The organism is Variovorax sp. TLI9-5A (assembly GCF_056867935.1).
Map to the genome: position 1 here is coordinate 4,553,585 of NZ_CP200310.1, position 25,720 is coordinate 4,579,304.

The window sequence follows — 25,720 nt, forward strand, 5'->3', positions numbered from 1 at the left end:
CCCGCCGCCCCTCTAAAATCGCGCACCCACAAAAGCGCAAGAAGAGAGAGGCGGGGCATGCTGGACATCGACAAACTCAACGAATTCACCCACAACCATGGCGAGCTGCGCCGTGGTCGGGGCCTGGTCACCGGCACCATCGCGCTGAGCCTGGCCATCCTGTGCTTCCTGGGCGTGCTGGCATTCCACTTCCCGCAGTACCTCACGACGCCGGAGTTGCGAAAGAGCTACAACGTCGACGTGATGCGCATGATCCTGCTGGTGGCGCTGGTCGTCTCGGGCGGGCTCTCGCTGGTCAACATCATCTTCAACCGCTCGCGCTGGCTTTCTTCGGCCGCGTTCCTGCTGGTGGCGGCTTCGGCGCTGCTGGGCGGGCACAAGGTGCCGGTGCACGACTTCGCGGACAACACGCCCTACATCGGGCTCGACTGGTTCATCCTCGACCTGCTGGGCTCGTCGCTGATCTTCATCTTCATCGAGAAGCTGTTCGCGCTGCGCAAGGACCAGCCGGTGTTCCGCGAGGAGTGGCAGACCGACTTCCACCATTTCGTGGTGAACCACATGATCGTGGGCTTCGTGCTGCTGGCCACCAACCTGATGGTGCACAAGCTCTTCGGCTGGGCCGCCAACGACGGCATCCGGGGCTGGGTGAGCAACCTGCCCTTCTGGGCGGGGCTACTGCTGATCATCCTGGTGGCCGACCTGGTGCAGTACTGGACGCACCGCGCGTACCACGAGGTGCCGGTGCTGTGGCGCCTGCACGCGGTGCACCACAGCGTGAAGAGCATGGACTGGATGGCGGGCTCGCGCCAGCACATCCTGGAACTGCTGATCACCCGCACGCTGGTGCTGGCGCCGATCTACGTGCTGGGTTTCAGCAAGGACGTGATCGACGCCTACATCGTGGTGGTGGGCTTCCAGGCGGTGTTCAACCACTGCAACGTGAGCGTGCGGCTGGGCCCGCTGCGCTACCTGATCGTGACACCCAACTTCCACCACTGGCACCACAGCCAGGACCAGGAAGCGCTGGACAAGAACTACGCGGCGCACTACGCCTTCCTCGACTACATCTTCGGCACCGCCGTGAAGAGCACCAAGCTCTGGCCCGAGAAGTACGGCGTGCTTGGCGACTACGTGCCCAACGGCTTCTTCAAGCAGCTGAAGTTCCCGTTCGTCTGGAAGGGCTGATGCGCATCGCTTTCCGTACCGCCGCGGCCATCGTTGCGGCGGGCGCCGCCCTGCTGCTCTCGGCCTGCGCCACGCGGCTCGACATGCCGACCAAGGACAACGGGCTGCGCCTGCGCGTGCAGAGCTCGGTCATCGCGCCGGGCAACGGCGGCGAGCTCATCGCCGCCGACGCGCTGGCGCCGGGCGACATCCTGCTGACTTCCATCGCCACGGTGAATTCCTTCGGCATCCGGCTGGGCACCTTCTCACCGGTGAGCCACGCGGTGCTGTACCTGGGCGATGGCCAGATCGCCGAGGCCGTGGGCACGGGCGTGCGCGCACGGCCGCTCGCGGAAGTGGTCGACGAGGAACAGATGGTCGTGGCCTTCCGCGTGCCGGGCGTGGACGACGCCAGCGCCGCGCGCATGCGCGAATGGGCTCTGTCGCGGGTCGGCACCAGCTACAACACCGTCGGCGTGCTGCTGAACGCGCCCTTCGTGCTGAACCGGCGCCTGTGCGAGCTGCCGCTGATGCCCACTGCCGTGAGCCACTACTGCATGAGCGGCATGGCCATGGTGCAGCTGGGTGCGAGCCGCGACGACCAGTTCTTCTGCTCGCAGTTCGTGCTGGAGGCCTACAGGCAGGCCGGCCAACCGATCACCAACGCCGACCCGCGCTGGGTGAGCCCGGCCGACCTGCTGCACATGCGCGAGGGCGACGTGCCCTCCATCGCCGCCACGCAGCCGCTGCGCTACGTGGGCCACCTGAAGTACAACCCGCCGCCGCTGCTCGCGGCCGATGGCCCTTGAGCGCGGCGGAGTTCGACGTCGTCGTGATCGGCGCCGGGGCCGCGGGGCTCTTCTGCGCCGGCGTGGCGGGCCAGCGCGGGCTCAAGGTGCTGCTGGTGGATCACAGCGAGAAGGTGGGCGAGAAGATCCGCATCTCGGGTGGCGGACGCGCCAACTTCACCAACCGCGACCTCGACGTGCGCGCGCCGCAGCGCCACTTCATCGGCGACAACCCGAATTTCTGCCGCTCGGCGCTGTCGCGCTATGCGCCGCAGCAGTTCATCGAGCTGGTGCGCAAGCACGGGATCGCCTTCCACGAGAAGCACAAGGGGCAGCTTTTCTGCGATGGCTCCTCGCAGCAGATCGTCGACATGCTGCTGGCAGAGTGTGCGGAAGGCAGGGTCGAGCGGTGGCAGCCGTGCAGGATCGGCGAGATCACATTTTCCGACGGCAATGCCGACGGGACGGGCACCGGCAGCTATCGAATCGAGAGCAGCCGGGGGCCGGTCGAGACGCCGAAGATCGTGGTCGCCACCGGCGGCCTGTCGATTCCCCAGATCGGCGCCAGCGACTTCGGCTACCGCATCGCCGAGCAGTTCGGCCTGCGCATGGTCGCACCCCGACCCGCGCTGGTGCCACTGACCTTCGGCGGCGACGCCTGGGCGCCATATGCCGAACTGGCCGGGCTGGCGCTGCCGGTGCGCATCGAGACCGGCGTGAAGAAGGAAAAGACGGCCTTCCTCGAAGACCTGCTCTTCACCCACCGGGGCCTGTCGGGCCCGGCGGTGCTGCAGATTTCGAGTTACTGGAAGCCCGGCGCGCCGCTGACGCTCGATTTCGCGCCCGGCGTGAACGTGGCCGAAGCGCTGGGCGAGGCAAAGCTGCGGTCGAAGAAACGCATCGCCAACGAGCTGGCCGCGCTGGTGCCCTCCCGCCTCGCCGACGCCTGGGTCGGGCAGGATCCTGCCCTGCAGCGGCCGGTGAACGAGGCGGCCGACAAGGCGCTGGCTGCGCTGTCGGAGCGCATCGCCCGCTGGCAGATCGTCCCCAGCGGCACGGAAGGTTACAAAAAAGCCGAAGTCACGGCCGGCGGAGTCGACACGCGCGACCTGTCGTCCCAGACCATGGAATCGAAGCAGCCGGGCCTGTATTTCATCGGCGAGGTGGTCGACGTGACGGGCTGGCTCGGCGGCTACAACTTCCAGTGGGCCTGGGCGAGCGCCCATGCGTGCGCCCAGGCCCTCTGACCTTCTCGCCCCCTTCAGAGACACCGAGGAACCGGCTTTGCCGGGCCTCAGGTGTCGCCCCCGGCGAGGGGGTTGGCGAAGCGACACGAAGTGCGCGCAGCCTGGGGGAGTGCCATTTCCGCCTGGGGGAGTGCTATAATCGCGGGCTAACTCTGGCCTCCCCTCAACGGCCGCAAAAGTTTTCAGTTGAGGAACCCCGGCTTGGGGCCTCGATCTCCCCAGGCCAAATTCATTTCAACGATTCATCAATGACCACCATCCGCGTTAAAGAAAACGAGCCCTTCGACGTCGCACTGCGCCGTTTCAAGCGCACCATCGAAAAGCTCGGCCTGCTGACCGACCTGCGTGCCCGCGAGTTCTACGAAAAGCCGACCGCCGAGCGCAAGCGCAAGAAGGCAGCCGCGGTCAAGCGCCACTACAAGCGCGTGCGCAGCATGCAGCTGCCCAAGAAGCTGTACTAAGCGACACCCGGGTGATGGGCCCAGACGAAAGTCGGCACCGTCGCCCCGTTGCCTCAGCCGCGCCAGGGAAACCTGCCGCGGCTTTTGTTTTTCCGAAAGTAGGTAGCCGAATGACTCTCAAAGAACAAATCACCGAAGACATGAAGACGGCGATGCGCGCCAAGGACTCCGAGCGCCTGGCCACCATCCGCCTGCTGCTCGCCGCGATGAAGCAGAAGGAAGTCGACGAGCGCGTGGAGCTCAACGACGCCATGGTCGTCGCCATCGTCGACAAGATGGTCAAGCAGCGCAAGGACTCCATCGCCGCCTTCACCACCGGTGGCCGCACCGACCTCGCCGACAAGGAAGCCGCCGAGATCAAGGTGCTGGAGGTCTACCTGCCCCAGCGCATGGGTGCCGATGAAGTCGCCGCCGAAGTGAAGGCCATCGTGGCCGAGCTGGGCGCCAAGGGCCCCGGCGACATGGGCAAGGTGATGGGCGTGGTCAAGACCCGCCTGGCAGGCAAGGCCGACATGGGCCAGGTCAGCGCAGCGGTCAAGGCCGCTCTGACGGGCGCCTGATGCCGATGAACGCCGGCAGCTCCTCCGTCGCCATTCCCAAGGCCTGCGCCTGCCTGATCGACGCACGGGGCCGGCTGCTGGTGTTCCGCCATCCCGAGGATGGCAACATGCAGCTCCCCAAGGGCACCATCGAGCCCGGCGAGTCGCCCGAGGTGGCGGTTCGCCGCGAACTGCTCGAGGAATCGGGCATCGACTACGCCGGCGAGCTGCAATCGCTGGGCACGCTGGACCGCGAATGCGAAGCCGGCGTCGAAGGCAACACGCACCGCCACCCGCAGCTGTGGCACCTGTTCCTGATGCGCGCCGAGGGCGATCTGCCCGAGAGCTTCACGCACACGGCCACGGGCAGTCCCGAGGAAGAAGGGCTGGTGTTCCTTTTCAGCTGGCTCGATGCCGGCGATTCGCTCGACGACTTCGCCCTGCCCTATCGCCAGACCATCGAACGCGTGCGCGCGGCCTTGGTGCTCACAGCCTGACTGAAAAAGCGGCTCCTCAAGCCGCGGCCCGCACGGCCATGTAAAGCCCCAGCAGCGCCAGCCCGGCCAGGAAGCAGCGCCGGAACACCGCCACCGACAGCCGCTTGCGCAGCCAGGTCCCGAGCACCATGCCGCCGATGGCCGGCGCCAGCATCGCGATCGAGCCTCCGATCGCCGACACCGGGTATCCCCCGTTCCCGGCCAGCCCGATGGCCAGCACCACCGTCGAGGTGGTGAACGAGATCCCCATCGCCTGGATCAGCGAATCGCGCTGAAAACCCAGCGCCTGCAGGTAAGGCACCGCCGGCACCGCGAACACTCCCGTCACCGCCGTCACCAGCCCGGTGATCACGCCCACCAGCGGCCCGATCCAGCGCGCCTGCGCATCGCGCACATGCAGTTGCCGCCCGGACAGCCCCCAGAGCGCATAGACGACCAGCGCCACCCCGAGCGCGAACGAGGCCCACGCACCCGCCGGCACGCCCAGCCACAGCGCCCCTGCCAGCGTGCCGATCACCACGCCCACCTGCATGCCGCCGATGCGCCGCAGCACCGCCATGAAGCTCGCGCGCGGCCCGGTCTGCCAGATGTTGGTGACCAGCGAAGGCACGATCAGCAGCGCGGCCGCCTGGGCCGGCGACATCCACAGCGCGAGCAGCGCCATCGACACCGTGGGCAGGCCGAGGCCGACCACGCCCTTGATCAGCCCGGCCAGCAGGTACACAGCCGTGGCGGCGGCCCAGAAAGTGGTTGCGTCTGTCGGATGCGTCATCGGACGCCGACTTTGCCCATGAAGCCCGCCGCCGCAAATGCGGGATTCGCGAAGCGGGCCTCAGTCTCAGGCTGAGGCTCCTGGTGCACACTCCGCCCAACCATGCGATTCGACCTCACCGACCTGCGGCTCTTCATCCACGTCGTCGAGGCCGGCAGCCTCACCGCCGACGCCGGCCGCTCGCACATGACGCTGGCCTCCGCCAGCCAGCGGGTGCGGGGCATGGAAGACGCTCTCGGCAGCCCCCTGCTCACCCGCCACGCCCAGGGCATCCGCCCAACGGAGGCCGGACGGACGCTGCTGCACCATGCGCGCGTCGTGCTGCAGCAGATGGAGCGGCTGCGCGGCGAGCTCGGCGAGTACGGCCAGGGCCTCAAGGGCCACGTGCGCTTCATGTGCGGCACTTCGGCGCTCACCGAGCACCTGCCCGAGGTGCTGAGCCGCTTCCTGGCCGAGCATCCGCGCATCTCGGTCGACCTGGAGGAGCGCCCCAGCCCCGACACGGTGGAAGCCCTGCGCGGCGGCCTGTGCGACATCGGCATCGTCTCAGACGCCATCGACAGCGAGGGCCTCGAATGCCATCCCTTCCGACGCGACGACCTCGTGCTGGTCATGCCGCGCGGCCACGCGCTGGCCGGCCGCCGGAGGCTGCGGCTGGCCGAAGTGGTCGACAGCGAATTCGTCGGCCTGCCCGCCGACAGCGCGCTGCAGCAGCTCATCACCCAGCACGTGCGCGCCCTCGGCAGGCACCTGGCCTACCGGGTGCGCGTGCGCAACTTCGAGGCGGTGTGCCGCATGGTGGAGTACGGCATCGGCGTCGGCATCGTCCCGCAGACCGCCGCCGAGCGCTGCGCCCGTTCGATGAAGATCGCGCGCGCCTCGCTTGCCGACGCCTGGGCCGAGCGCACGCTCATGGCCTGCGTGCGCTCATCGGAAGACCTGCCGCTCAACGCCCGGCGCATGCTCGACTATCTGATAGCACCCCCACCCGAACAGGTCAGGAAGAAGCCGTGACCGGCCGCCCCAGCCGCGCCCGCGCCGCCACGAAGGCATTGAAGGCCTCGCTGCTGGTCTTGCGCGGCACGTAGCCGAAGCGCTCCTTCAGCGCGGTGTTGAGCAGCACCGGCCTGTAGCGCAGGAAGTCGAGCTGCTCCGGCCCGTAGCGGCTAACCCCCAGCGCCGAGCCCACCGCCAGTGCTGTCTTCAGCACGCCGGCCGGCCATTCGACCGCGCTCTTGCCGAGGCGCGAAGCGATCTCGTGGATGCCCAGCGCGCCGTCGCCCGCGAGGTTGTAGCAACCGGGCGGCGCGCCGCCGAGCGCATGCGCGATGGCGCCTGTCACGTCCTCGTCCCAGATGAACACGAAGGGGCTCGCGCTGCCCCGGATGGCGATGAGCCGCTTCTTCTCGAACAGCGCCGTGATCTGGTTGTCCACCCGCTCGCCGAGGATGGTGCCGATGCGCAGCACCGTCTGCGCCAGCGCCGGGTGCCGGGCACGGTAGTCGGCCAGCATCTCCTCCACCTGCCGCTTGTGGTCGGCGTACGCGAACACCGCGTTGCCGCGCAGCGGCTGCGACTCGGTGATCCACGCCGGGTTGTCCGAGTGATAGCCGTAGGCCGCGCCGCTGGACGACACCACGATGTGCCGCACGCCCTTCGCCACGCAGGCGTCGAGCACGTTGCGCGTGCCGCCCACGTCCACCGAATGCTCGAAGGCGCGGTTCGAATCCTTGCCCGGCGTGACGATGGAAGCGAGGTGCACGACGGTGTCGATGGCGTGGTCGGAGACGGTCTCTGCGATGCGCGAATCGCGCACGTCCAGCTGCCGGTAGGTCACGCCCATGAGCCGCCGGTCCGGCGGCACCTCGCGCACGTCGACCGCGACCAGTGCATCCAGCCTGCCCTGTTGCGCCAGTGCGGCGAGCAGGCTTCGCCCCAGGAAACCATCGGCCCCGGTCACCAGCACGCGACGCGCAACGAGCCCTTCGCCGCCGCTCATGGCTTCGCGGGCTTGCGGCCCCACCAGCTCGCCAGCGCGAGGCCCGCGATGATGTCCCAGAAGCCCCACACGCCCGCCACCACGGCCATGCCGCCGAGCCCGCCGAAGAAGCTGAAGATCAGCACCAGTCCGAGCCCCGAGTTGCGGATGCCCACCTCGATGGACACCGCTCGCCGGTCGTAGTCGCCCAGCCCCGAGAGCCGCGCGCAGAGGTAACCGGTGCCGAAGGCCAGCGCGTCGTGGATCACCACCGCCATCAGCACCAGCCCCACGTAGTCGAGGAAGAAGCGCCAGTTGCCCGCGATGGCACCGATGATGAACACGATCAGCGCGACGAAGCTCAGGACGCCCACAGGCTTCTTGATGCGCGCCGTGAGCGCCGGCAGCCGGTGCGCGCAGGCCACGCCCAGCACGAAGGGAATGCCGATGATCGCCACGATGTGCCCCAGCATGTCCAGCGGATCGAGTGCGATGGTCTTCAGGAGCGCCGAGGCCGTCGGATGCAGCCCGCCCCAGAACGCGAAGTTCAGCGGCATCACCACGATGGAGATGGCGTTCGAAATCGCCGTCATCGACACCGACAGCGCCACGTTGCCGCCCGCGCGATGCGTGAGGATCTGCGAGATGTTCCCCGGCGGGCAGCAGGCCACCAGGATCATGCCCAGCGCGATGCTCGGCCCCGGCTTGAGGATCAGCGTGAGCATGTAAGTCACGGCCGGCAGCACGATGAACTGCGCGCCTATGCCCACCGCCATCGCGCCGGGCATGCGCGCCACGCGCTTGAAGTCCTCGATGCGCGTGTCCAGCGCGATGCCGAACATCAGGAAGCCCAGCACGACGTTGAGCAGCACCAGCGAGGCCGGGTTGAAATGCAGGCGTATCTCGTCGACAGGCAGCATGCGGTGGGCCTCGTTGGTTCAGGTGGGATCGGCCAGCGCCGCGGCGGCGTTGCGCACGGCCGCGCGGTAGGTGTCCTTGTGCACGTAGTACGCCATGCGCTCCAGCTGCAGGTACTTGAAGCCGCCCGACAGATCGGGCGCCGGCCCCTGCGCCGCCGTGCGCAGCGCGGCCGCCTTGGAAGAACCAGCCGCCTGCGCACGGAAGTAGCGCGCCACCAGCTCGGCCTGCTCGTAGCGGCCTTGCCAGCCGATGCCGCTGGCCTCGATCATCCCGAGCACCGCTATGTTCTCGAAGCGCGGCGAGAAGATGTTCAGGTACAGCCTCGGCGCCATGCCCTGCCAGTTGAGCAGCTCGCGGTCGATGAAGGGATAGTGCAGCGCGTAGCCCGTGGCCGCGAGGATCAGGTCGTAGTCGCGCGCGCTGCCGTCCTTGAAGTGCACCGTGCGGCCATCGAGCCGCGCGATGTCGCCGCGCACGCCGATGTCGCCGTGGCCCACGTGGTGCAGCACCAGCGAGTTCACGATGGGGTGCGACTCGTACATCCTGTAGTCGGGCTTCGGAAAGCCGAAGCGCACCGGGTCGCCGGTGAACCACTTGAGCACCGTCGAGTCGATCCGCTGCTTGAGCCATGGCGGCAGTGGCCGCTTGCCGCCCAGCGTGTCGGCCGGCTTGCCGAACACGTACTTGGGCACGAAGTAATAGCCGCGACGCACCGAGATGTCGACGCTCTTCGCGTAGTGCACCGCATCGACCGCGATGTCGCAGCCCGAGTTGCCCGCGCCGACGATCAGCACGCGCTTGTCCTTGAAGAGCTCCGGGTGCTTGTAGTCGCTGGTGTGCAGCAGCTCGCCGTCGAAGTGGCCATCGAAGCTGGGCCGCTTGGGCTCGGCGAGCGTGCCGTTGGCGATGACCACGCCTCTGTACTCGGCCGTCTCGATGGTGCCTTCGCCGTCCTCCGTGGTCACCAGCCAGCGCGTGCCGGGCTCGTCGCTCAGCGGCTCGACGCGCAGCACGCGCGTGTTGAAGCGGAAGTGCTCGCGCAGGCCGAAGCGGTCGGCGAAGTCGCTGAAGTAGCGGCGCAGTTCGCGGTGGCTCGGGTAGTCGGCCACCGTGTCGGCCATCGGGAACTCGCTGAACTCGGTGGTGCGCTTGCTCGATATCAGGTGCGCCGAGTGGTAGACGGTGGAGCGCGGATTGGCGATGTCCCACAGCCCGCCCACGTCGGCATGCGCCTCGAAGCCCTGGAACGGCACGCTGTGCTTCTGCAGGTTGCGCGCGCCGGCGAGACCGGAGGGGCCGGCGCCGATCAGCGCGATCTGTTCGTGGGTGGGTACGGCGGCGTTGGGCGGCGTCATCGGGCTGGAGGCTCCTTGGGAAGACCCGGGATTGCAGTGGCACCCGCCTCGCCCACGCGCGGCTTGCGCGGCTGGCCGCGCAGCAGGCGGTCGTGCAGCGACTCGGGCAGCAGGTCGAGCGCCTTCGAGAGCCAGCCGATGCGGCGCGGCAGCACGATCTTCTCGCGCCCCGCCGCCACGGCCGCCAGCAGCCGGTGCGCGGCATCGTCGGCCTCGAGCAGCCCCGGCATCGCGAAGCGGTTGCCGGCGGTGAGCGCGGTGCGGATGTAGCCGGGGCTCACGGTGTGCACGCTCAGCCCGGACTCACGCAGCTCGGCGCGCAGGCTTTCCAGGTAACGGATCAGCCCGGCCTTGCTCGCGCAGTACGCGCCGTTGCCCGGCATGCCGCGCCAGCCGGCGATGCTGGCCATGCCGACCAGCGCGCCGCGCCGCTGCCCGCGCATCGCGGCGACGAAAGGCTGGAAGGTGGTGGCCGCGCCCAGCAGGTTGATCTCGAGCATGCGGCGGAACACGGCCAGGTCGTCGGCCTGGGCGGTGTCGTAGCCGCCCGCGACGCCGGCGTTGGCGATCACCAGGTCGGGCACGCCGGCCCTGGCCATCCAGTCGGCGGCCAGCGCCTGCATCTGCGAACCGTTCGACACGTCGGGCGTGTAGACCGCGCAGCGCCCGGGTGCCAGCGCGGCCAGTGCTTCCAGTTTTCCGGCATCGAGCCCCGCCAGCGCGACCCGCGCTCCCCCTTCGATCAGCTCGCGTGCAAGCGCCTGGCCCAGGCCGCCGCAGGCGCCTGTGAGGACTACGTTGCGAAACTGCAGGGGCATCGGCTCGCGGTCTCCGGGTGGCAAAACCCGGCCACTGTAGCCGCGCATGCGCGCCGCGCCCCCCGGCATTTCCCCTTGCCCCGGCGGCTTCCGAAACGGGGCTTCAGGAATGCGTCAGGCCTCGGCGCCTTGCGGAAACTCGATCTGGATCTTCACGTCGCCCGCGCGCCCCGCCGCGGCTTCCTCGAAAGCCCGCACGCCGTCGGTGAAGGCGAAGGTGCGCGAGATGAAGGGCTTGACGTCGACCTGCCCCGAGGCGATCAGCGCCAGCGCGCGCGGGAAAATGTTGGCGTAGCGGAACACCGACTCGATGCGAACTTCCTTCGACTGGATCGCCACGATGTCCATCGGCACCTTGCCGCCGGGCATGCCCACCAGCACCAGGCAGCCGCCGGGGCAAAGCAGGTCGACGATGCCCTCGAAGGCGCGCGCGCTGCCGCTGGCCTCGAAGACCACGTTGGCGCCCCAGCCGTCGGTGAGCGACTTCACCACATCGGCGAGGTTGGAGCTGCGCACGTCGACGGTCGTCACCGCCGGGTTGTCGTCGAAGAGCGCCAGCTTCTCAGGCACGAGGTCCGCGAGGATCACGCGCGCCGCGCCGCCCGCGAGCGCCGCCAGCGCCGTCATCGCGCCGATGGTGCCGGCGCCCACGACCACGGCCACGTCGCCCGGCTTCAGCGCCGCCTTCTTCGCGGCTTGCAGGCCGATCGACAGCGGCTCGACGATGGCGCCCTCGCCGAAGCTCACGTTGTCGGGCAGCCGGAAGGTGAAGGCCGCCGGGTGCACCACGTAGGGCGTGAGGCAGCCATGAATGGGCGGCGTGGCCCAGAAGCGCACCGCCGGGTCGAGGTTGTAGATGCCTTCCAGCGTGGCGCGCGAATCGGCCGCGGGAATGCCGGGTTCCATGCACACGCGGTCGCCGGGCTTGAGGTTCGTGACCTCGGCGCCCACCTCGACCACCGTGCCCGAGGCCTCGTGGCCGAGCACCATCGGGTCCTCCACCACGTAAGGGCCGATGCCGCCATGCTGGTAGTAGTGCACGTCGCTGCCGCACACGCCTACGGTGTGCATGCGGATCTTCACGTCGCGCGGCCCCATGTCCAGGGGAAGCTCGACGTCGCGCAGCCTGAGCTCATGCGCCTTTTCCAGAACCAGTGCTTTCATGTATTTGAGTCCTTGAATGGGTGTTGTCGGTATGTCGTCAGTGCAATGAGGTACCGGCGCGCAGCAGCGAGGCGCCGGAGTCGATGTCGAACAGGTGCACCTGCGCCGGGTCGGCCACGAAGCGCACGCGCTCGCGCAGCCTCGGGCACTGCGCGGAAGGCATGAGCGCGGCGATCTCGCCGTCGCCTTGACCGAAGCTCACCAGCACCTCGTTACCGAGGTATTCGATGAGCTGCACCTCGCCATGGAAGCCGCCGCCCTGCCTGCCGTCGGCGTCCGGATGCAGGTGCGCGGGACGCACGCCGAGCGTGACGCGCTTGCGGCCTTCGAGCGCGAAGCGGTGCGGGTCCACCAGCACCGTGCCTTCGCGGCCGACGAGCTCGATGGTTCCGCTGGCCTGCCCGTCGTCGCGCACCTCCATCTCCACCAGGTTCATCGGCGGCGTGCCGATGAAACCGGCCACGAAGGCCGAGCGCGGCCGCTCGAAGATCTCGCGCGGCGAGCCGACCTGCTCGATGCGCCCGTCGCGCAGCAGCACGATGCGGTCGGCCAGCGTCATCGCCTCGTGCTGGTCGTGGGTCACGTAGACGGTGGTGGTCTTCAGCGCCTGGTGCAGCCGGGCGATCTCGATGCGCATGTGGTTGCGCAGCTTGGCGTCGAGGTTCGACAGCGGCTCGTCGAAGAGAAACACCTTGGGCGTCTTGATCATCGCCCGCGCGATCGCCACCCGCTGCTGCTGCCCGCCCGAGAGTTCGGTGGGCTTGCGCTGCAGGTAGAGCTCCAGCCCCAGCGTGTCGGAAACCTCCTTGATGCGCGCGTCGATCTCGGCCTTGGGCACCTTCAGCCGCTTGAGGCCGAAGGCGATGTTGTCGCGCACGCTCATGTGCGGATAGAGCGCGTAGTTCTGGAACACCATCGCAATGCCGCGCTCCTGCGGCGGCAGGTCGTTCACCCGCTGGCCGCCGATCATGAGGTCGCCGCCGGAGATGTCTTCCAGGCCCGCGAGCATGCGCAGGATGGTCGACTTGCCGCAGCCCGAGGGGCCGAGGAACACGACGAACTCGTTGTCGGAAACGTCGAGGTCGAACTGGTGGACGACCTGCGTGTCGCCGTAGCGCTTGATGATCTTGTGACAGCTGATTGCGGACATGTCGTTCTTCAGGGAAATGGGTTGTGCGCCGTGGTGCATGTCGGGGCTCATGCCGCGTCGCGCTTGCGCTTGAACGCCGCGTTGAGAAAACCGCTGAGCACGCCGACCATGAGCAGCGGCGGCAGCGACAGCAGGATGACGGAGGCATTCAGGATGCCCCAGGGCACGTCGCGCCCGAGCTGGCTCAGCTCGGAGGCCACGATGGGCAGCGTCTTCGCATCCGAGGTGGTGAGCATCAGCGCGATGAGGAACTCGTTCCACACCAACACGAAGCCGAAGGCGATGGCGCCGATCAGCGAGCGCGCGGCGATCGGCAGCGCCACCTTGAAGAAGATCGCGTAAGGGCCGTAGCCGTCGACGCGGCCGGCCTCCTCCACTTCCCTGGGGACGGCCTTGAAGGCGGGAATGGCGAGCCAGATCACGGTGGAGAGCGTGAGCAGCGTGTAGGTGACGATGAGCGCGAAGCGCGTGTCGTACAGCTCCAGCTGCAGCCAGATCACCATCAGCGGAATGGCCACCGCCACCGGCGGAAGGAAGCGCATCGAGAGCACGAAGAACTGGATGTCGTCGGCCCAGCGCAGCGGATAGCGCGCGAGCGCATAGGCGGCAGGCAGACCGAGCACCGCGCCCGCGATCACCGCAGCGCCCACCACCGCCACGGAGTTGAGCAGCCCCTGCGCCACCGCCTCGCGGCTCAGCACGTAGACGTAGTTCTCCAGCGTGGGCGTGAAGACGAACCTGGGCACGGCCGAGACGATGTCGACCCGGTTCTTGAAAGAGTTGAGAAAGGTCCACAACACCGGCACCAGCGCCGAGAGCCCAGCCAGGATCAGCACCAGCCGCGCGAGCAGTGTGCCGAGGGACAGCTTCTTCGTTTTCCTGTTGGGGGATGCGCTCATTTAGGCCGCGTCCATTTCCAGATGTAGGTGAAGGCCACGGTCGAGGCGATCATCATCAGCACCGCCATGCCCGAGGCATACGAGATGCGGCCCGACTCGATGAAGCCCTGCGAGAAGGCGTACATGTCCAGCGTCTCGGTCGAGATGCCGGGGCCGCCGCGGGTCATCACGTAGATCAGGTCGAAGGCGCGCAGCGACTCCACCATCTTCACGAAGCACAGGCTGACCAGCGGCGCCTTCAGCATCGGCAGCGCCACGTAGGCGTACACCTCCCAGGTCTTCGCGTGGTCCATGCGCGCGGCCTCGAAGGGCTGCGGCGGCAGGGTTTCGAGCAGCTTGAGCACGATGACGGCGAAGAACAGGCCCCACTGCCACACGTCGACGAAGGCCACGGTGAGAAGTGCGGTGACCGGGCTGGCCAGCAGGTCCAGCGGCTCGCCGGTGATTGCCTTGTACGGCCAGGTCAGCAGGCCGAACAGCGGATGGAAAGCGAACTTCCACACGAAGGCGGCCGACACGCGCGGCAGCAGCACCGGCACGATGAACAGCATCGACAGCACGTTGCGCCAGCGCGCGGTGGTGCACTGGAACATAAGCACGCCCAGCAGCACCGCGAGGCCCATGGTCGCGCTGACCGTCAGCACCTCCCACACCAGCGACACGCGCACCGAATTGAGGAAGCGCCTGTCCGAAAAGAGCTGGATGTAGTTCGACAGCCAGACCCAGGCCGTGTCGGCCTGCCCCAGTTCGCGATCCTGCAGCGAGATGCCGATCGCGAAAAAGGTGGGCACCAGCGCCAGCACTGCAAGCACCAGCAAGCCGGGCCCGATGAAGACGAGCGGCAGCCGGGTTGCCGTCGCCGTCTTCTTTTTCTTCTCCCTGAGCGTCATTTGCTTACTTCTTGCGCCGCGCGACCAGTTGCTTCGCGTAGGCGTCGAGCTCATCGAGCCCGCCCTTGATGTCGGTGCGCGAGCCGGTGATCAGTTCTTCCAGGATGATCCCCCAGCGGTCGCCGAGGTCGGGCCATGCCGGGTCCTGCCAGAAGTTCACGGCCGTGACCTTGCCGGTGTCGGCCAGCGCCTTGCCGAGGTCGGCGCCATAACGCTTGGCGAACTCGGGGCTAGCCAGCACGCTGGTGCGATTGAGCTCGCCGAACTGGCCTTCCGCGAGGCGGCGCTGTTCCTGCTTCTTCGAAGTGGCCCAGGCGATGAACAGGCCCGCGCACTTCTTCGCTTCTTCGGTCTTGTTGGCCTTGGTGCCGATGGCCAGGCCGTGGCCGTAGCCGCCGCCAGTCAGCGGCGCGGGTGGCGGCAGGTAGGCGATCTTGCCGATCACGGTCGACATCTTCGGGTCGAGCGCATTGCCGGCCAGCGGGGTCGACTCGACCAGCATCGCCACCTTGCCCGCGAGGAAGGCGCCGGTGGATTCGTCCCAGCCGCCGGTCTTGGTGCCGGGCGCCGAGTACTTGAAGAGATCGAGGTACGTCTGCGTGGCCTTCACGGCCGCGGGCGAATCGAACACGGGCTTGTCGCCGTCGAACCACTGGCCGCCGTAGCCGCGGAAGAAAGGCATCCAGCGCCACACGTTGGCGCCGGAGCCGCGCTGGCCGCGCAGCGCCACGCCGTAGACGCCGTTGGCCGGGTCGTTGAGCTTCTTCGCGGCCTCGGCGAATTCCTCCAGCGTGGTCGGCGGCTTGATGCCGGCCTTCTCCAGCAGGTCCTTGCGGTAGACCAGCAGGTCGCCGCCGCCGGTGAGCGGCGCGAACCAGACCTGGCCGTCGAAGGTGGCGACCTTCTGGCGGCCGGGGTCGAAATCGGCGTAGTCGTAGTCGGCGGGGTAATACTTCGCCAGCGGCAGGATCCACTTCGACTGGGCGAACAGCGGCACGTTGGCCTCGTCGACGTAGTACACGTTGTACTTGCCCACGGTGGAGGCGTCGGCGCGGGTCTTGGTGCGGCGGTCGTTCTCGTTGAGGTTGTCGATGTTGAACGAGGCGCCGCTCAAGGCCTTGAACTCGTCCTTGTACTTTTCGAGCAGGGTCAGCCCGTCGCGGGGCTGGGACAGGACGCGCAGGTCCTCCTTGCAGACCTGCTGCGCCTGGGCCGCGCCGCCCCATGCGGCCAGTGCCGCCAGCAGCATCGCGCAGCCCTTGAGCCGGTGCCGGTTTTCTTGAACAGCCATCGTTTTGTCTCCTTTGAACCTGTAGCGAATTGCCGGCGGATCGCGGCGGAAACAGGTGGGACGAAGCGTAGGCAGCGGCGGCGCGGCGCCGCGTACACGCGAGCCGGGACGCTGATATTTTGATGACCAGCCGGCTTGGGGTTTTGCCGGGGTCGAGGGCTTTCATCCCCTCTGGTTGCAACCAGAAACCGTATCGATAGAATCGATTTCAGTTTTTATTTAAAACCAGATGAAGAAGCCATGAGCACCATGCCACCATGCCAGGCCGCAACCTTCGCGCGCCCATGCCCCGAGCCGTCGATATCAGGCGCACTGGCGCTCTTGTTCGCCGTCGCCTGCGGGCTCGCGGTGGCCAACGTGTACTACGCCCAACCGCTGCTGGACACGCTGGCGGAAACCTTCGGCATCCGGCCCGCCACGGTGGGCGTCGTCATCACCATCACGCAGATCGGCTACGGGCTGGGGCTGCTGATGGTGGTTCCGCTGGGCGATCTCGTCGACCGGCGGCGGCTGATCGTCGGGCAATCGCTGCTGTCGGTTGTCGCGCTGCTGGCCGTGGCGCTGGCACCGAGCGCGTCTGTGCTGCTGCCGGCGATGGCCGCCGTGGGCGTGCTGGCCGTCGTGACGCAGGTGCTGGTCGCCTATGCCGCGAGCATGGCCGCGCCGGGCGAGCGCGGACGCGTGGTGGGCACCGTCACCAGCGGCATCATCATCGGCATCCTGCTGGCGCGGGCGGTCTCGGGCACGCTGTCGGATCTGTTCGGCTGGCGCTCGGTGTACCTGGTCTCGGCGGCGGCCACGCTGGTCGTCGCCGGGCTGCTGTGGATGGTGCTGCCGGCACGCACGCGGCCCGCGCCGGGCATCCCGTACCCGCGGCTGATCCGCTCGGTATTCGCGCTTTTCGCGCAGGAGCCTGTGCTGCGCATCCGCGCCGTGCTTGCGATGCTGATCTTCACGTCCGTCACGATGCTGCTGACGCCGATGGTGCTGCCGCTCACGGCGCCACCCTTCTCGCTCTCGCACACGCAGGTGGGCCTGTTCGGACTGGCGGGCGCGGCCGGTGCGCTGGGCGCAGCGCGGGCGGGCCGCCAGTCGGACCGTGGCCGCGCACAGCGCACCACCTGCATCGGCCTGTGCGCGATGCTGCTGTCGTGGGGGTTGATCGCCATGCTGCCGTGGTCCATCTGGACGATGGTGATCGGCGTGATCGTCATCGACTTCGGCCTGCAGTCGGTGCACGTGGCCAACCAGAGCCTGATCTACCGCGTGCGCCCGGAGGCGCAGAGCCGGCTGACGGCCGGGTACATGATCTTCTATTCCATCGGCTCCGCCACCGGATCGATGGCTTCGACGATGGTGTACGCCCACGCGGGCTGGAATGGCGTCTGCCTGGCCGGAGCCCTCGTCAGCGGCACGGCGCTGCTGTTCTGGGCGCTGACCCGGCACCTGACGCCGAGCGACACGGCCGCCTGAGCTCAGTCCGTGGTGGCGAGCGGCGTGTTCTGCGCGGTGCGCAGCCCGAAGCGGTCCTGCGCCTGCTGCCTGTAGACCGAGGGCGTCATGCCCTTGAGCTGCAGGAAGCGGCGGTTGAAGTTCGCGAGATTCGCGAAGCCCACCTCGTAGCAGATGTCGCTCACCAGCCTGTCCGACTTCTGCAGCATCTCGCAGGCCTTGGCCACGCGCAGCCGCGTCACGAAATCGGTGAAGGTGGCGCCCATGTGCTTGTGGAACCAGCGCGAGAAGCTGCTCTCGGCCATGTTGGCCACGGCGCACACGGCCGGCAGCGAGAGTTCCTCCGTCAGGTGCCGGTCGAGGTAGTCGAGCACCCGGCGCATGCGCGTGTTGACGCTCGGATCCTCGGCCACGGGCTCTGCCGTGCTCGAAATCTGCCGCCAGTCGGGCCAGCGGGCCAGCTCATGCAGCAGCCCGATGAAGGCCGAGAGCCGCGCCATGCCCTCCTGCCCCTGCACGCGCTGGAAGCGCTCGCGCACGAGGTCGCCGATGCCGAAGAACTCGACGCCCAGCTTCGCCCGGTCGAGCATCGGCAGCACCGCCTTGAGTTCGGGGAACAGGTCCGTGCCCTTGCGCAGCGGCTCGTCGCGGAAGTGGATGACCATGCTGCGCTCGGTGATGCCCTCGGGCGGCACGTCGTGCGAGATCCAGGTATGGGGCAGCCGGGCACCCACCAGCGCCACGTAGCCGGGCTCGAAGCGCCCGATGTGGTCGCCCACGAAGGCATCGCCGCTGCTGCGGTTGATGCACTGCAGCTCGTATTCGTCGTGGTAGTGCCAGCAGTCGAAGGGCCAGGGCACGCCGTGCTGCAGGCAGCGCACCGAACTGCCGCCCGCCGGCTCGAAGCCGAGCCTCGGGTCGCGCATCAGTTCGTGCTCGAGTTCCGGTTTTCGCGCTGCGTTGTGCCTCATGTTCGACCAGCCTCTCGCGCGCAGGCCAGCGGCGCAGCCTTCAGGCGCCGGCGACCTTCATGCGGTTCACCAGGACCGATCCGGTGGTCTTGGCGCCGAAAGTGTAGGCATCCGCCCCGATGGCTTCAATACCCAGCAGCATGTCCTTCAGGTTGCCGGCGATGGTGATCTCCTGCACCGGGAAGGCGATCTTGCCCTTCTCCACCCAGAAGCCGCTGGCGCCGCGCGAGTAGTCGCCGGTCACGTAGTTCACGCCCTGCCCCATCAGCTCGATCACGAAGAGGCCGGTGCCCAGCTTGGCGAGCATGGCGTCGAGGTCATCGGTGTGCCTGGTCAGGCGCGAGCTCAGCGTCAGGTTGTGCGAGCCGCCGGCGTTGCCGGTGGTCTTCATGCCCAGCTTGCGCGCCGAGTAGGTCGAGAGAAAGTAGCCCTCGAGGCGGCCGGCATCGACCACCTTGCGCGCCCGGGTGGTCACGCCCTCGTCGTCGAAGGGGGCGCTGCCCTTGCCGCGCAGCAGGTGCGGGTCTTCGGCCACGTCGACGTGCGCGGGCAGCACGGGCTTGCCCAGCGAGTCGAGCAGGAATGTGCTCTTGCGATACAGCGATCCGCCGCTCACGGCCTGCACCAGCGAGCCCAACAGGCCCACGGCCAGCGGTGACTCGAAGAGCACCGGGCACTCGGTGGTCTTGATCTTGCGCGACTTCAGGCGGCTGAGCGCACGTTCGGCGGCGTAGCGGCCCACGGCCTGCGGGCTGGCCAGTTCATCGGCCGAGCGCATGGAGCTGTACCAGGCGTCGCGCTGCATGTCGTCGCCCTTGCCGGCGATGGGTGCCACCGAGATGGAGTGCCGCGAGCTGGCGTAGCCGCCGCGAAAGCCATGCGTATGGGCGCTGAAGAAGTGGCTCTGCTGGGCCGAGACGCCCGCGCCCTCGCTGTTGGTGATGCGCTTGTCGGTCGACAGGGCAGCCTCTTCGCACTCCAGGGCCAGCTTGGCGGCCTGCTCGCTGGTCACGTCCCAGGGATGGAACAGGTCGAGCTCGGGGTGTTCCCTGGCGATGTCTTCCTCGTCCGGCAGGCCGCTCACCGGGTCTTCTGCCGTGAAGCGGGCAATGTCGTAGGCCGCCTGCACGGTCTGGGCGATGGCCGCCTCGGAGAAATCGGAGGTGCTGGCGTTGCCGCGGCGGTGGCCCACGTAGACCGTGACGCCCAGCGACTTGTCGCGGTTGCGCTCGACGTTCTCCAGCTCGCCCTTGCGCACCGAGACGCTCAGGCCGCAGCCCTCGGAGGCCTCGGCGCCGGCGTCGGTGGCACCCAGCCGCTTGGCGTGCGCCAGGGCGGTGTCGACCAGGTTTTCGAAGAAGGAGCGGCTGTAGGCGAAGCCGGAATCGGCGCGCGAAGAGGATGTCGTCATGTGGTGGCTATGATACTTGCGCCCCCCATTTCCCGTTTTCAGCAGCTTCCCGCTGCGCATTGCACGCGTTGCAACGCCGCACGGCGCGGCCCAGAATCGACTCCCATGTCCCGCAAACCCAAAAAAGGCTATTACGTCCGCGGCCATTTCGTGGCCGAAGGCAGCGAGCTCGACCTCGAGCTCAAGCGCGAGCTCAAGGGCTCCGACGAAGCCAGCCGCACCGACCTGAAGCGCGAAAGCGACGAGCTGCAGAAGCTCGGCGCCGAGCTGCTCACACTGCGCGCAGGCCTCTTCGACGCGCTCCAGCTCGACGAGAAGCTGGTCGACGCCATCGCCGAGGCCAGGCGGATCACCAATTTCGAAGGCAAGCGCCGCCAGATGCAGTACGTCGGCAAGCTCATGCGCAAGCTGGAGCCCGAGGTGCTGGAGGCCGTGAAGCGGGCCCTGGCCGAGCAGAACACCGTGCCGGCCGCCGAAGTCGCCGCCCTGCACGAGGCCGAGCGCTGGCGCGACCGCCTGATCGCCGACGACGACGCCCTCGGCGGCTGGATCGAGACCCACCCCGCCACCGACGCCCAGCAGCTCCGCGCCCTGGTGCGCCAGGCCCGCAAGGACATGAAGGCCGGCCCCGCCGGCGAGGCGCCGCGCCAGGGCAAGGCCTACCGCGAGGTGTTCCAGGTGGTGCGCGCCCAGCTGGCCGTGCACGGCGGCGCCGACCATGCCGCCGCGGCCGCCGCGCAGGACCGGGAAGAAGACGCATGAGCGAAGCTGCATTCGAGCCGGTGCGCATCGGCATCGTCTCCATCAGCGACCGCGCCTCCAGCGGCACCTACGAGGACAAGGGCCTCCCCTCGCTGAAGGAATGGCTGGGCCGGGCGCTGAAGAACCCCATCGAGTTCGAACCCCGGCTGATCCCCGACGAGGCCGCGCGCATCAGCGCCACGCTGATCGAGCTGGTCGACGCAGGCTGCTCGCTGGTGCTGACCACCGGCGGCACCGGCCCCGCCCTGCGCGACGTGACGCCCGAAGCCACGCTGGCCGTGGCGCACAAGGAAATGCCGGGCTTCGGCGAACAGATGCGCCAGATCAGCCTGCGCTTCGTGCCCACCGCGATCCTCTCGCGTCAGGTGGCGGTGATCCGCGACAAGAGCCTGATCATCAACCTGCCAGGCCAGCCCAAGTCGATCGCGGAAACGCTCGAAGGGCTGAAGGACACCGAGGGCATTCAGGTGGTGCCGGGCATCTTCGCGGCGGTGCCCTACTGCATCGACCTGATCGGCGGACCGTACCTGGAAACCGACGACTCCGTCTGCAAGGCCTTCCGGCCCAAGTCGGCCATCCGCGCCCGCTGAGCTTTCCGCAGCGGCTTGCCCGCGCCCTCAGCGGGCCGCCTGGACGCTCTTCGCCTCGATGTCCTTCAGGCAGGCGTTGATGGCCGAGTTCGACGTGAGTTCGTAGCACCGTACGGCCGCAGCACGCATCGCCTTGTGCTGCTCCTGGCGCTCATGCGCGCTGTCGATCTGGTAGCCCATGAGCCATTTCATGGCGAACGCGAGCACGACGCCGAAACCGATCGCGAAGCCGACCACGGTGGATCGCCAAGTGCTGCGCGGCGCGGCGGATGCTGCGGCAGGCGCGGCAACGGCGCCCGGGTCGAAAACCATCGGTACACGGGTCGACGATCCCCCATGGATCGCGCGACGCTGCGGCGCGCGAGCCTCGGCCTTTCTGGTCGATGCGGAAGAAGAGTTGGGGTGGCGGCTCATCGATCTGCGTATCCTGGATCGGGCAGATTGTCCGATATCCGCGGCCCCGCCGCCCCGGGGTTCAGGGCCCAGCCGGGCCGAAGCCGTGGCTGTCCGCCGCCAGTTCGCAGGGCACCCGTTCGGCCTGCACGGTCGAATGGTGAATGTCGAAGCGCTCGGCCAGCATCGCGCGCAACTGCTGCGTCAGCGGCGCCAGGTCACCCACCTCCGGCGTGCACACCACGTGCACGCTCAGGCTCACCTTGCCGCTGGACAGTGCCCACACATGCAGGTCATGCAGGCTCGCAACGCCCTCGCTGCCCAGCAGCGCGCTCTCGACCGCGGGCAGGTCCACCTCGTCGGGCACGCCTTCGAGCAGCACGTTGAGGCTCTCGCGCAAGAGGCGCCAGGTGCGCGGCAGCACCCAGAGGCCGATCGCCACGGCGATCACCGAGTCGACCCAGCCCCAGCCCGTGTAGCGGATCACGATGGCGCCGACGATCACGCCGATCGAGCCCAGCATGTCGGCCCACACCTCCAGGTACGCGCCCTTCACGTTGAGGCTCTCGTCCTTGCCGGAGGCCAGCAGCCGCATGCCGATCAGGTTGACCACCAGGCCGCCGGCGGCCACCAGCAGCATCATGGTCGACTGGATCTCGGCCGGCGCCGAGATGCGCCGGTAGGCCTCGTACAGCACATAGATCGCCACGAAGAACAGCAGCACCGCGTTGAGCACCGCCGCCAGGATTTCGAAGCGGTAGTAGCCGAAGGTGCGCCGCCGGTCGGCAGGCCGCTTGCCGATCCGGATGGCCACGAGCGAGATCGCCAGCGCCACGGTGTCGGTGAACATGTGCGCGGCGTCGGACAGCAGCGCGAGGCTGCCCGACACCAATCCGCCCACCACCTCGGCGACGAGGTAGACCGAGGTCAGCAGCAGCGCCCAGCGCAGTGCCTTCTCGTTGCCGCCGGTGGCATGCGAATGCTCATGTGCCATGGGAACCTCGCAGCGAAGGGTCTGGTGGATCGAGCGGCGCGCCGTGGGCTTGCTGTTGCGCTTGCAGCTCCTCCTCGTCGCGCCGGTGGGCGATGCGGTAGAGCAGCGGCAGCACCAGCAGCGTCAGCGCGGTCGACGACAGGATACCGCCGATCACCACGGTGGCCAGCGGCCGCTGCACCTCGGCGCCGGTGCCGGTGGCGATGGCCATCGGCACGAAGCCCAGCGAGGCGACCAGCGCGGTCATGAGCACCGGCCGCAGCCGCGTGAGCGCGCCTTCGCGGATGGCCGCGTCCAGCGGCAGGCCGCCTTCGCGCAGGTTGCGGATGAACGAGATCATCACCAGCCCGTTGAGCACCGCCACGCCCGACAGCGCGATGAAGCCCACCGCCGCCGAGATCGACAGCGGAATGCCGCGCATCCACAGCGCCACGATGCCGCCCGTGAGCGCGAACGGGATGCCGGTGAACACCAGCAGGCCGTCCTTGATGTTGCCGAACATCGCGAACAGCAGCGTGAACACCAGCAGCAGCGACACCGGCACCACGATCTGCAGCCGCTGCGTTGCCGAGGCCAGGTTCTCGTACTGGCCGCCCCACACGGTCCAGTAGCCGGTGGGGATCTTCACCTTGCCCATCGCCTCCTCGGCCTCGGCCACGAAGGAGCCGAGGTCGCGGCCGCGCACGTTGGCGCTGACCACGATGCGGCGCTTGCCGTCCTCGCGGCTCACCTGGTTGGGGCCGGGCGCGATGTCCAGCGTTGCCACCTCGCCCAGCGGGATGAAGCTGGTGCGCGCGCCCTCGGCGCCCGCGCCCTTGGGCAGCGCCACGGGCAGGCGCTTGATGGCTTCCAGGTCGGTGCGAAGTTCCTCGGGCAGGCGCACGATGATGTCGAAGCGCCGATCGCCGTCGAACAGCGTGCCGGCCTCGCGCCCGCCCACGGCGGCGGAGATGGCGTCCTGCACGTCCCCTACGTTGAGGCCGTAGCGCGCGGTCTTGCTGCGGTCGATGTTCACGGTGAGCATCGGCAGGCCGGTGGTCTGCTCGATCTTCACCTCGGCCGCGCCTGCAATGCCGTTGAGCACGCCCGAGACCTCGGCCGCGGTCTTGTTCAGCACGTCCATGTCGTCGCCGAAGATCTTCACCGCCACGTCGCTGCGAACGCCCGAGATCAGCTCGTTGAAGCGAAGCTGGATAGGCTGCGAGAACTCGTAGTTGTTGCCCGGCAGCTTCTCGACTTCTTCCTGCACCGCCGCGAGCACCTCGGCGCGCGAACGCTTCGGCGTGGGCCACTCCCTCTCGGGCTTGAGCATGATGTAGCCGTCGGAGATGTTCGGCGGCATCGGGTCGGAGGCGATCTCCGCCGTGCCGGTGCGCGCGAACACCCGCTCGATCTCCGGAAACTTCGCCTTCAGCGTGCGCTCGAGCTGCTTCTGCATCTCGACCGACTGCGTGAGGCTGGTGCCCGGGATGCGCAGCGCCTGGATGGCGAAGTCGCCTTCGCTCAGGCTGGGCACGAACTCCGTGCCCAGGCGCGTGGCCAGCAGGCCCGACAGCACCACGGCCACCGCCGCGAAGGTGATGACCAGCGGCTTGGCCGACATCACGCGCGCCAGCAGCGGCTCGTATGCGCGCTTGGCCCACAGCATCAGGCGGTTTTCCTTCTCGCTGACCTTGTTGCCGATGAAGAGCGCCACGGCCGCCGGGATGAAGGTGATCGACAGGATCATCGCGCCCAGCAGCGCGATCACCACGGTGAAGGCCATCGGGTGGAACAGCTTGCCCTCGACGCCGGTGAGCGCAAAGATCGGCAGGTACACGATCATGATGATCAGCTGGCCGAACAGCAGCGCGCGCCGCGCCTCCTGCGAGGCAGCGAACACTTCGTGAAAACGCTCGCTGCGCGTGAGCGGCCTGCCCTTGTGGGCCTGCGCGTGGGCCAGCCTTCGCACGCAGTTCTCCACAATCACCACCGCCCCGTCGATGATGATGCCGAAGTCCAGCGCGCCCAGGCTCATGAGGTTGGCGCTGACCTTCTGGTTCACCATGCCGGTGAAGGTGAAGAGCATCGACAGCGGAATCACGAGCGCCGTGATGATCGCCGCGCGGATGTTGCCCAGGAACAGGAACAGGATCGCGATGACCAGCACCGCACCCTCGAACAGGTTCTTCTTCACCGTGGCGATGGCCTTGTCGACCAGCACGGTGCGGTCATACACCGTCACCGCCTTCACGCCGGCGGGCAGCGTGCGGTTGATCTCCTGCATCTTCCTGTCGACGGCCTGCGACACGGTGCGGCTGTTCTCGCCGATCAGCATGAACACCGTGCCCAGCACCACCTCGCGGCCGTTGTCGGTGGCAGCACCCGTGCGCAGTTCGCGGCCGATGCCGACTTCTGCCACGTCCTGCACGCGCAGCGGAATGCCGTTGGCGTTGCCCAGGATCACGTTGCCGATGTCCTCGGCCGACTTCACCTGCCCCGGCGCGCGGATCAGGTACTGCTCGCCGCGCTTCTCGATGTAGCCCGCGCCCACGTTGGCGTTGTTGCGCTCCAGCGCGAGCACGATGTCGCCCATGGTCAGGCCGTGCGCCAGCAGCTTGGCCGGATCGGGCGCGATCTGGAACTCCTTGGCGAAGCCGCCGATGGAGTTGATCTCGGTCACGCCCGCCACGTTGCGCAGCTGCGGCTTGATGATCCAGTCCTGTATCTCGCGCAGGTCGGTGGGCGAGTAGAGCTTGCCGTCGGCCTTCTTCGCGCCCTCCTCGGCCTCGACGGTCCAGAGGTAGATCTCGCCGAGGCCGGTGGAAATGGGCCCGATCACCGGCGAGATGCCGCGCGGCATGCTCTCTCGCGCGGACTGTATGCGCTCGTTGACGAGCTGCCGCGCGAAGTAGATGTCAGTGCCGTCCTTGAAGATCACCGTGACCTGCGAGAGGCCGTAGCGCGAGAGCGAGCGCGTCTGCTGCAGGCCCGGCAGGCCGGCCATGACGGTCTCGATCGGGTAGGTCACGCGCTGCTCGGTCTCCAGCGGGGAGTAGCCGGGCGCGGCGGTGTTGATCTGCACCTGCACGTTGGTGATGTCGGGCACGGCGTCGATGGGCAGCTTCTGGTAGCTGAAGATGCCCAGCGCCGCCATGCCGAACACGGCGAGCAGCACCAGCCAGCGCTGCTCGATGGAGAAGCGGATGATTCGTTCGAACATGCGGGCTT

Annotated in this window: 25 protein-coding genes; 10 read left to right on the forward strand and 15 right to left on the reverse strand. The window is 68.1% G+C overall.

Annotation, left to right across the window (positions count from 1 at the left end):
• Positions 1-57: 57 nt before the first annotated feature.
• The 6 genes from AC1VNX_RS21580 to AC1VNX_RS21605 all read left to right on the forward strand — a co-directional run bounded on the left by AC1VNX_RS21580 (position 58) and on the right by AC1VNX_RS21605 (position 4,699).
• Positions 58-1,188, forward strand: coding sequence for a sterol desaturase family protein (locus tag AC1VNX_RS21580; protein ID WP_483159253.1), 1,131 nt, complete (start codon positions 58-60; stop codon positions 1,186-1,188).
• The gene (locus tag AC1VNX_RS21585; protein ID WP_483159255.1) at positions 1,188-1,976 is read left to right on the forward strand and encodes a YaeF family permuted papain-like enzyme; all 789 of its coding nucleotides are present in this window, start codon (positions 1,188-1,190) and stop codon (positions 1,974-1,976) included. Before AC1VNX_RS21580 ends, AC1VNX_RS21585 begins: the two co-directional genes overlap by 1 nt.
• Entirely contained in the window at positions 1,973-3,202 is a 1,230-nt protein-coding gene (locus AC1VNX_RS21590; RefSeq protein ID WP_483159256.1) for a BaiN/RdsA family NAD(P)/FAD-dependent oxidoreductase, read from the forward strand. The genes AC1VNX_RS21585 and AC1VNX_RS21590 overlap by 4 nt, the downstream gene beginning before the upstream one ends.
• A 248-nt stretch (positions 3,203-3,450) precedes the next feature.
• Entirely contained in the window at positions 3,451-3,663 is a 213-nt protein-coding gene (rpsU, locus tag AC1VNX_RS21595) for a 30S ribosomal protein S21 (RefSeq protein ID WP_007833691.1), read from the forward strand.
• Between the two features lie 110 nt (positions 3,664-3,773).
• The gene (locus AC1VNX_RS21600) at positions 3,774-4,223 is read left to right on the forward strand and encodes a GatB/YqeY domain-containing protein (RefSeq protein ID WP_483159259.1); all 450 of its coding nucleotides are present in this window, start codon (positions 3,774-3,776) and stop codon (positions 4,221-4,223) included.
• 5 nt (positions 4,224-4,228) lie between these two features.
• On the forward strand, positions 4,229-4,699 hold the full coding sequence (locus tag AC1VNX_RS21605; RefSeq protein ID WP_483159261.1) for an NUDIX domain-containing protein: 471 nt from the start codon (positions 4,229-4,231) through the stop codon (positions 4,697-4,699).
• A 16-nt stretch (positions 4,700-4,715) separates the two neighbouring features.
• On the opposite strand, the gene AC1VNX_RS21610 is transcribed toward AC1VNX_RS21605, so the two are convergent.
• A complete protein-coding gene (locus tag AC1VNX_RS21610; protein ID WP_483159263.1) occupies positions 4,716-5,471 on the reverse strand; it encodes a sulfite exporter TauE/SafE family protein in 756 nt (251 codons plus the stop codon).
• Between the two features lie 102 nt (positions 5,472-5,573).
• On the opposite strand from AC1VNX_RS21610, the gene AC1VNX_RS21615 reads away from it, so the two are divergent.
• Positions 5,574-6,485, forward strand: coding sequence for a LysR family transcriptional regulator (locus AC1VNX_RS21615; protein ID WP_483159265.1), 912 nt, complete (start codon positions 5,574-5,576; stop codon positions 6,483-6,485).
• On the opposite strand, the gene AC1VNX_RS21620 is transcribed toward AC1VNX_RS21615, so the two are convergent.
• From AC1VNX_RS21620 to AC1VNX_RS21660, 9 genes are all read right to left on the reverse strand, one after another.
• Positions 6,469-7,470, reverse strand: a complete 1,002-nt coding sequence (locus tag AC1VNX_RS21620) for an SDR family oxidoreductase (protein ID WP_483159267.1) — start codon at positions 7,468-7,470, stop codon at positions 6,469-6,471. The genes AC1VNX_RS21615 and AC1VNX_RS21620 overlap by 17 nt on opposite strands.
• Positions 7,467-8,369, reverse strand: coding sequence for a bile acid:sodium symporter family protein (locus AC1VNX_RS21625; RefSeq protein ID WP_483159269.1), 903 nt, complete (start codon positions 8,367-8,369; stop codon positions 7,467-7,469). The genes AC1VNX_RS21620 and AC1VNX_RS21625 overlap by 4 nt, the downstream gene beginning before the upstream one ends.
• Before the next feature lie 18 nt (positions 8,370-8,387).
• Positions 8,388-9,725: a flavin-containing monooxygenase gene (locus AC1VNX_RS21630; protein WP_483159271.1), complete on the reverse strand. Its 1,338-nt coding sequence runs from the start codon at positions 9,723-9,725 to the stop codon at positions 8,388-8,390.
• A complete protein-coding gene (locus tag AC1VNX_RS21635; RefSeq protein ID WP_483159273.1) occupies positions 9,722-10,543 on the reverse strand; it encodes an SDR family oxidoreductase in 822 nt (273 codons plus the stop codon). Before AC1VNX_RS21635 ends, AC1VNX_RS21630 begins: the two co-directional genes overlap by 4 nt.
• A 114-nt stretch (positions 10,544-10,657) precedes the next feature.
• Positions 10,658-11,707: an NAD(P)-dependent alcohol dehydrogenase gene (locus tag AC1VNX_RS21640; RefSeq protein ID WP_483159275.1), complete on the reverse strand. Its 1,050-nt coding sequence runs from the start codon at positions 11,705-11,707 to the stop codon at positions 10,658-10,660.
• Positions 11,708-11,744: 37 nt separating this feature from the next.
• Positions 11,745-12,857 (reverse strand): ABC transporter ATP-binding protein, encoded by a 1,113-nt coding sequence (locus AC1VNX_RS21645; protein ID WP_483159277.1) that lies wholly within the window; start codon positions 12,855-12,857, stop codon positions 11,745-11,747.
• Between the two features lie 47 nt (positions 12,858-12,904).
• On the reverse strand, positions 12,905-13,756 hold the full coding sequence (locus AC1VNX_RS21650; protein WP_483159279.1) for a carbohydrate ABC transporter permease: 852 nt from the start codon (positions 13,754-13,756) through the stop codon (positions 12,905-12,907).
• Positions 13,753-14,646 (reverse strand): carbohydrate ABC transporter permease, encoded by an 894-nt coding sequence (locus AC1VNX_RS21655; RefSeq protein ID WP_483159281.1) that lies wholly within the window; start codon positions 14,644-14,646, stop codon positions 13,753-13,755. Before AC1VNX_RS21655 ends, AC1VNX_RS21650 begins: the two co-directional genes overlap by 4 nt.
• Positions 14,647-14,650: 4 nt before the next feature.
• Positions 14,651-15,937, reverse strand: a complete 1,287-nt coding sequence (locus AC1VNX_RS21660) for an ABC transporter substrate-binding protein (protein ID WP_483159283.1) — start codon at positions 15,935-15,937, stop codon at positions 14,651-14,653.
• Positions 15,938-16,177: 240 nt separating this feature from the next.
• On the opposite strand from AC1VNX_RS21660, the gene AC1VNX_RS21665 reads away from it, so the two are divergent.
• The gene (locus AC1VNX_RS21665; protein ID WP_483159285.1) at positions 16,178-17,410 is read left to right on the forward strand and encodes an MFS transporter; all 1,233 of its coding nucleotides are present in this window, start codon (positions 16,178-16,180) and stop codon (positions 17,408-17,410) included.
• 2 nt (positions 17,411-17,412) lie between these two features.
• On the opposite strand, the gene AC1VNX_RS21670 is transcribed toward AC1VNX_RS21665, so the two are convergent.
• Together AC1VNX_RS21670 and pmbA are read right to left on the reverse strand one after the other, a co-directional pair.
• Positions 17,413-18,360, reverse strand: a complete 948-nt coding sequence (locus AC1VNX_RS21670; protein WP_301508382.1) for a helix-turn-helix domain-containing protein — start codon at positions 18,358-18,360, stop codon at positions 17,413-17,415.
• A gap of 40 nt (positions 18,361-18,400) precedes the next feature.
• Complete coding sequence (gene pmbA / locus AC1VNX_RS21675; protein WP_483159287.1) at positions 18,401-19,771, reverse strand: metalloprotease PmbA; 1,371 nt, start codon at positions 19,769-19,771, stop codon at positions 18,401-18,403.
• A gap of 105 nt (positions 19,772-19,876) precedes the next feature.
• On the opposite strand from pmbA, the gene yjgA reads away from it, so the two are divergent.
• Both yjgA and mog read left to right on the forward strand, forming a co-directional pair.
• Positions 19,877-20,533 carry a ribosome biogenesis factor YjgA gene (gene yjgA, locus AC1VNX_RS21680; protein WP_301508385.1) on the forward strand — a complete coding sequence of 219 codons (657 nt, stop codon included), beginning with the start codon at positions 19,877-19,879 and terminating at the stop codon, positions 20,531-20,533.
• A 20-nt stretch (positions 20,534-20,553) separates the two neighbouring features.
• Positions 20,554-21,123, forward strand: coding sequence for a molybdopterin adenylyltransferase (gene mog / locus AC1VNX_RS21685; protein WP_483161999.1), 570 nt, complete (start codon positions 20,554-20,556; stop codon positions 21,121-21,123).
• A 27-nt stretch (positions 21,124-21,150) separates the two neighbouring features.
• Here the strand turns inward: mog and AC1VNX_RS21690 are convergent, their stop codons facing one another.
• From AC1VNX_RS21690 to AC1VNX_RS21700, 3 genes are all read right to left on the reverse strand, one after another.
• Complete coding sequence (locus tag AC1VNX_RS21690; protein ID WP_483159289.1) at positions 21,151-21,537, reverse strand: hypothetical protein; 387 nt, start codon at positions 21,535-21,537, stop codon at positions 21,151-21,153.
• Between the two features lie 61 nt (positions 21,538-21,598).
• The gene (locus AC1VNX_RS21695) at positions 21,599-22,510 is read right to left on the reverse strand and encodes a cation diffusion facilitator family transporter (protein WP_483159291.1); all 912 of its coding nucleotides are present in this window, start codon (positions 22,508-22,510) and stop codon (positions 21,599-21,601) included.
• On the reverse strand, positions 22,500-25,712 hold the full coding sequence (locus AC1VNX_RS21700) for a CusA/CzcA family heavy metal efflux RND transporter (RefSeq protein ID WP_483159293.1): 3,213 nt from the start codon (positions 25,710-25,712) through the stop codon (positions 22,500-22,502). Before AC1VNX_RS21700 ends, AC1VNX_RS21695 begins: the two co-directional genes overlap by 11 nt.
• Positions 25,713-25,720: the final 8 nt, after the last annotated feature.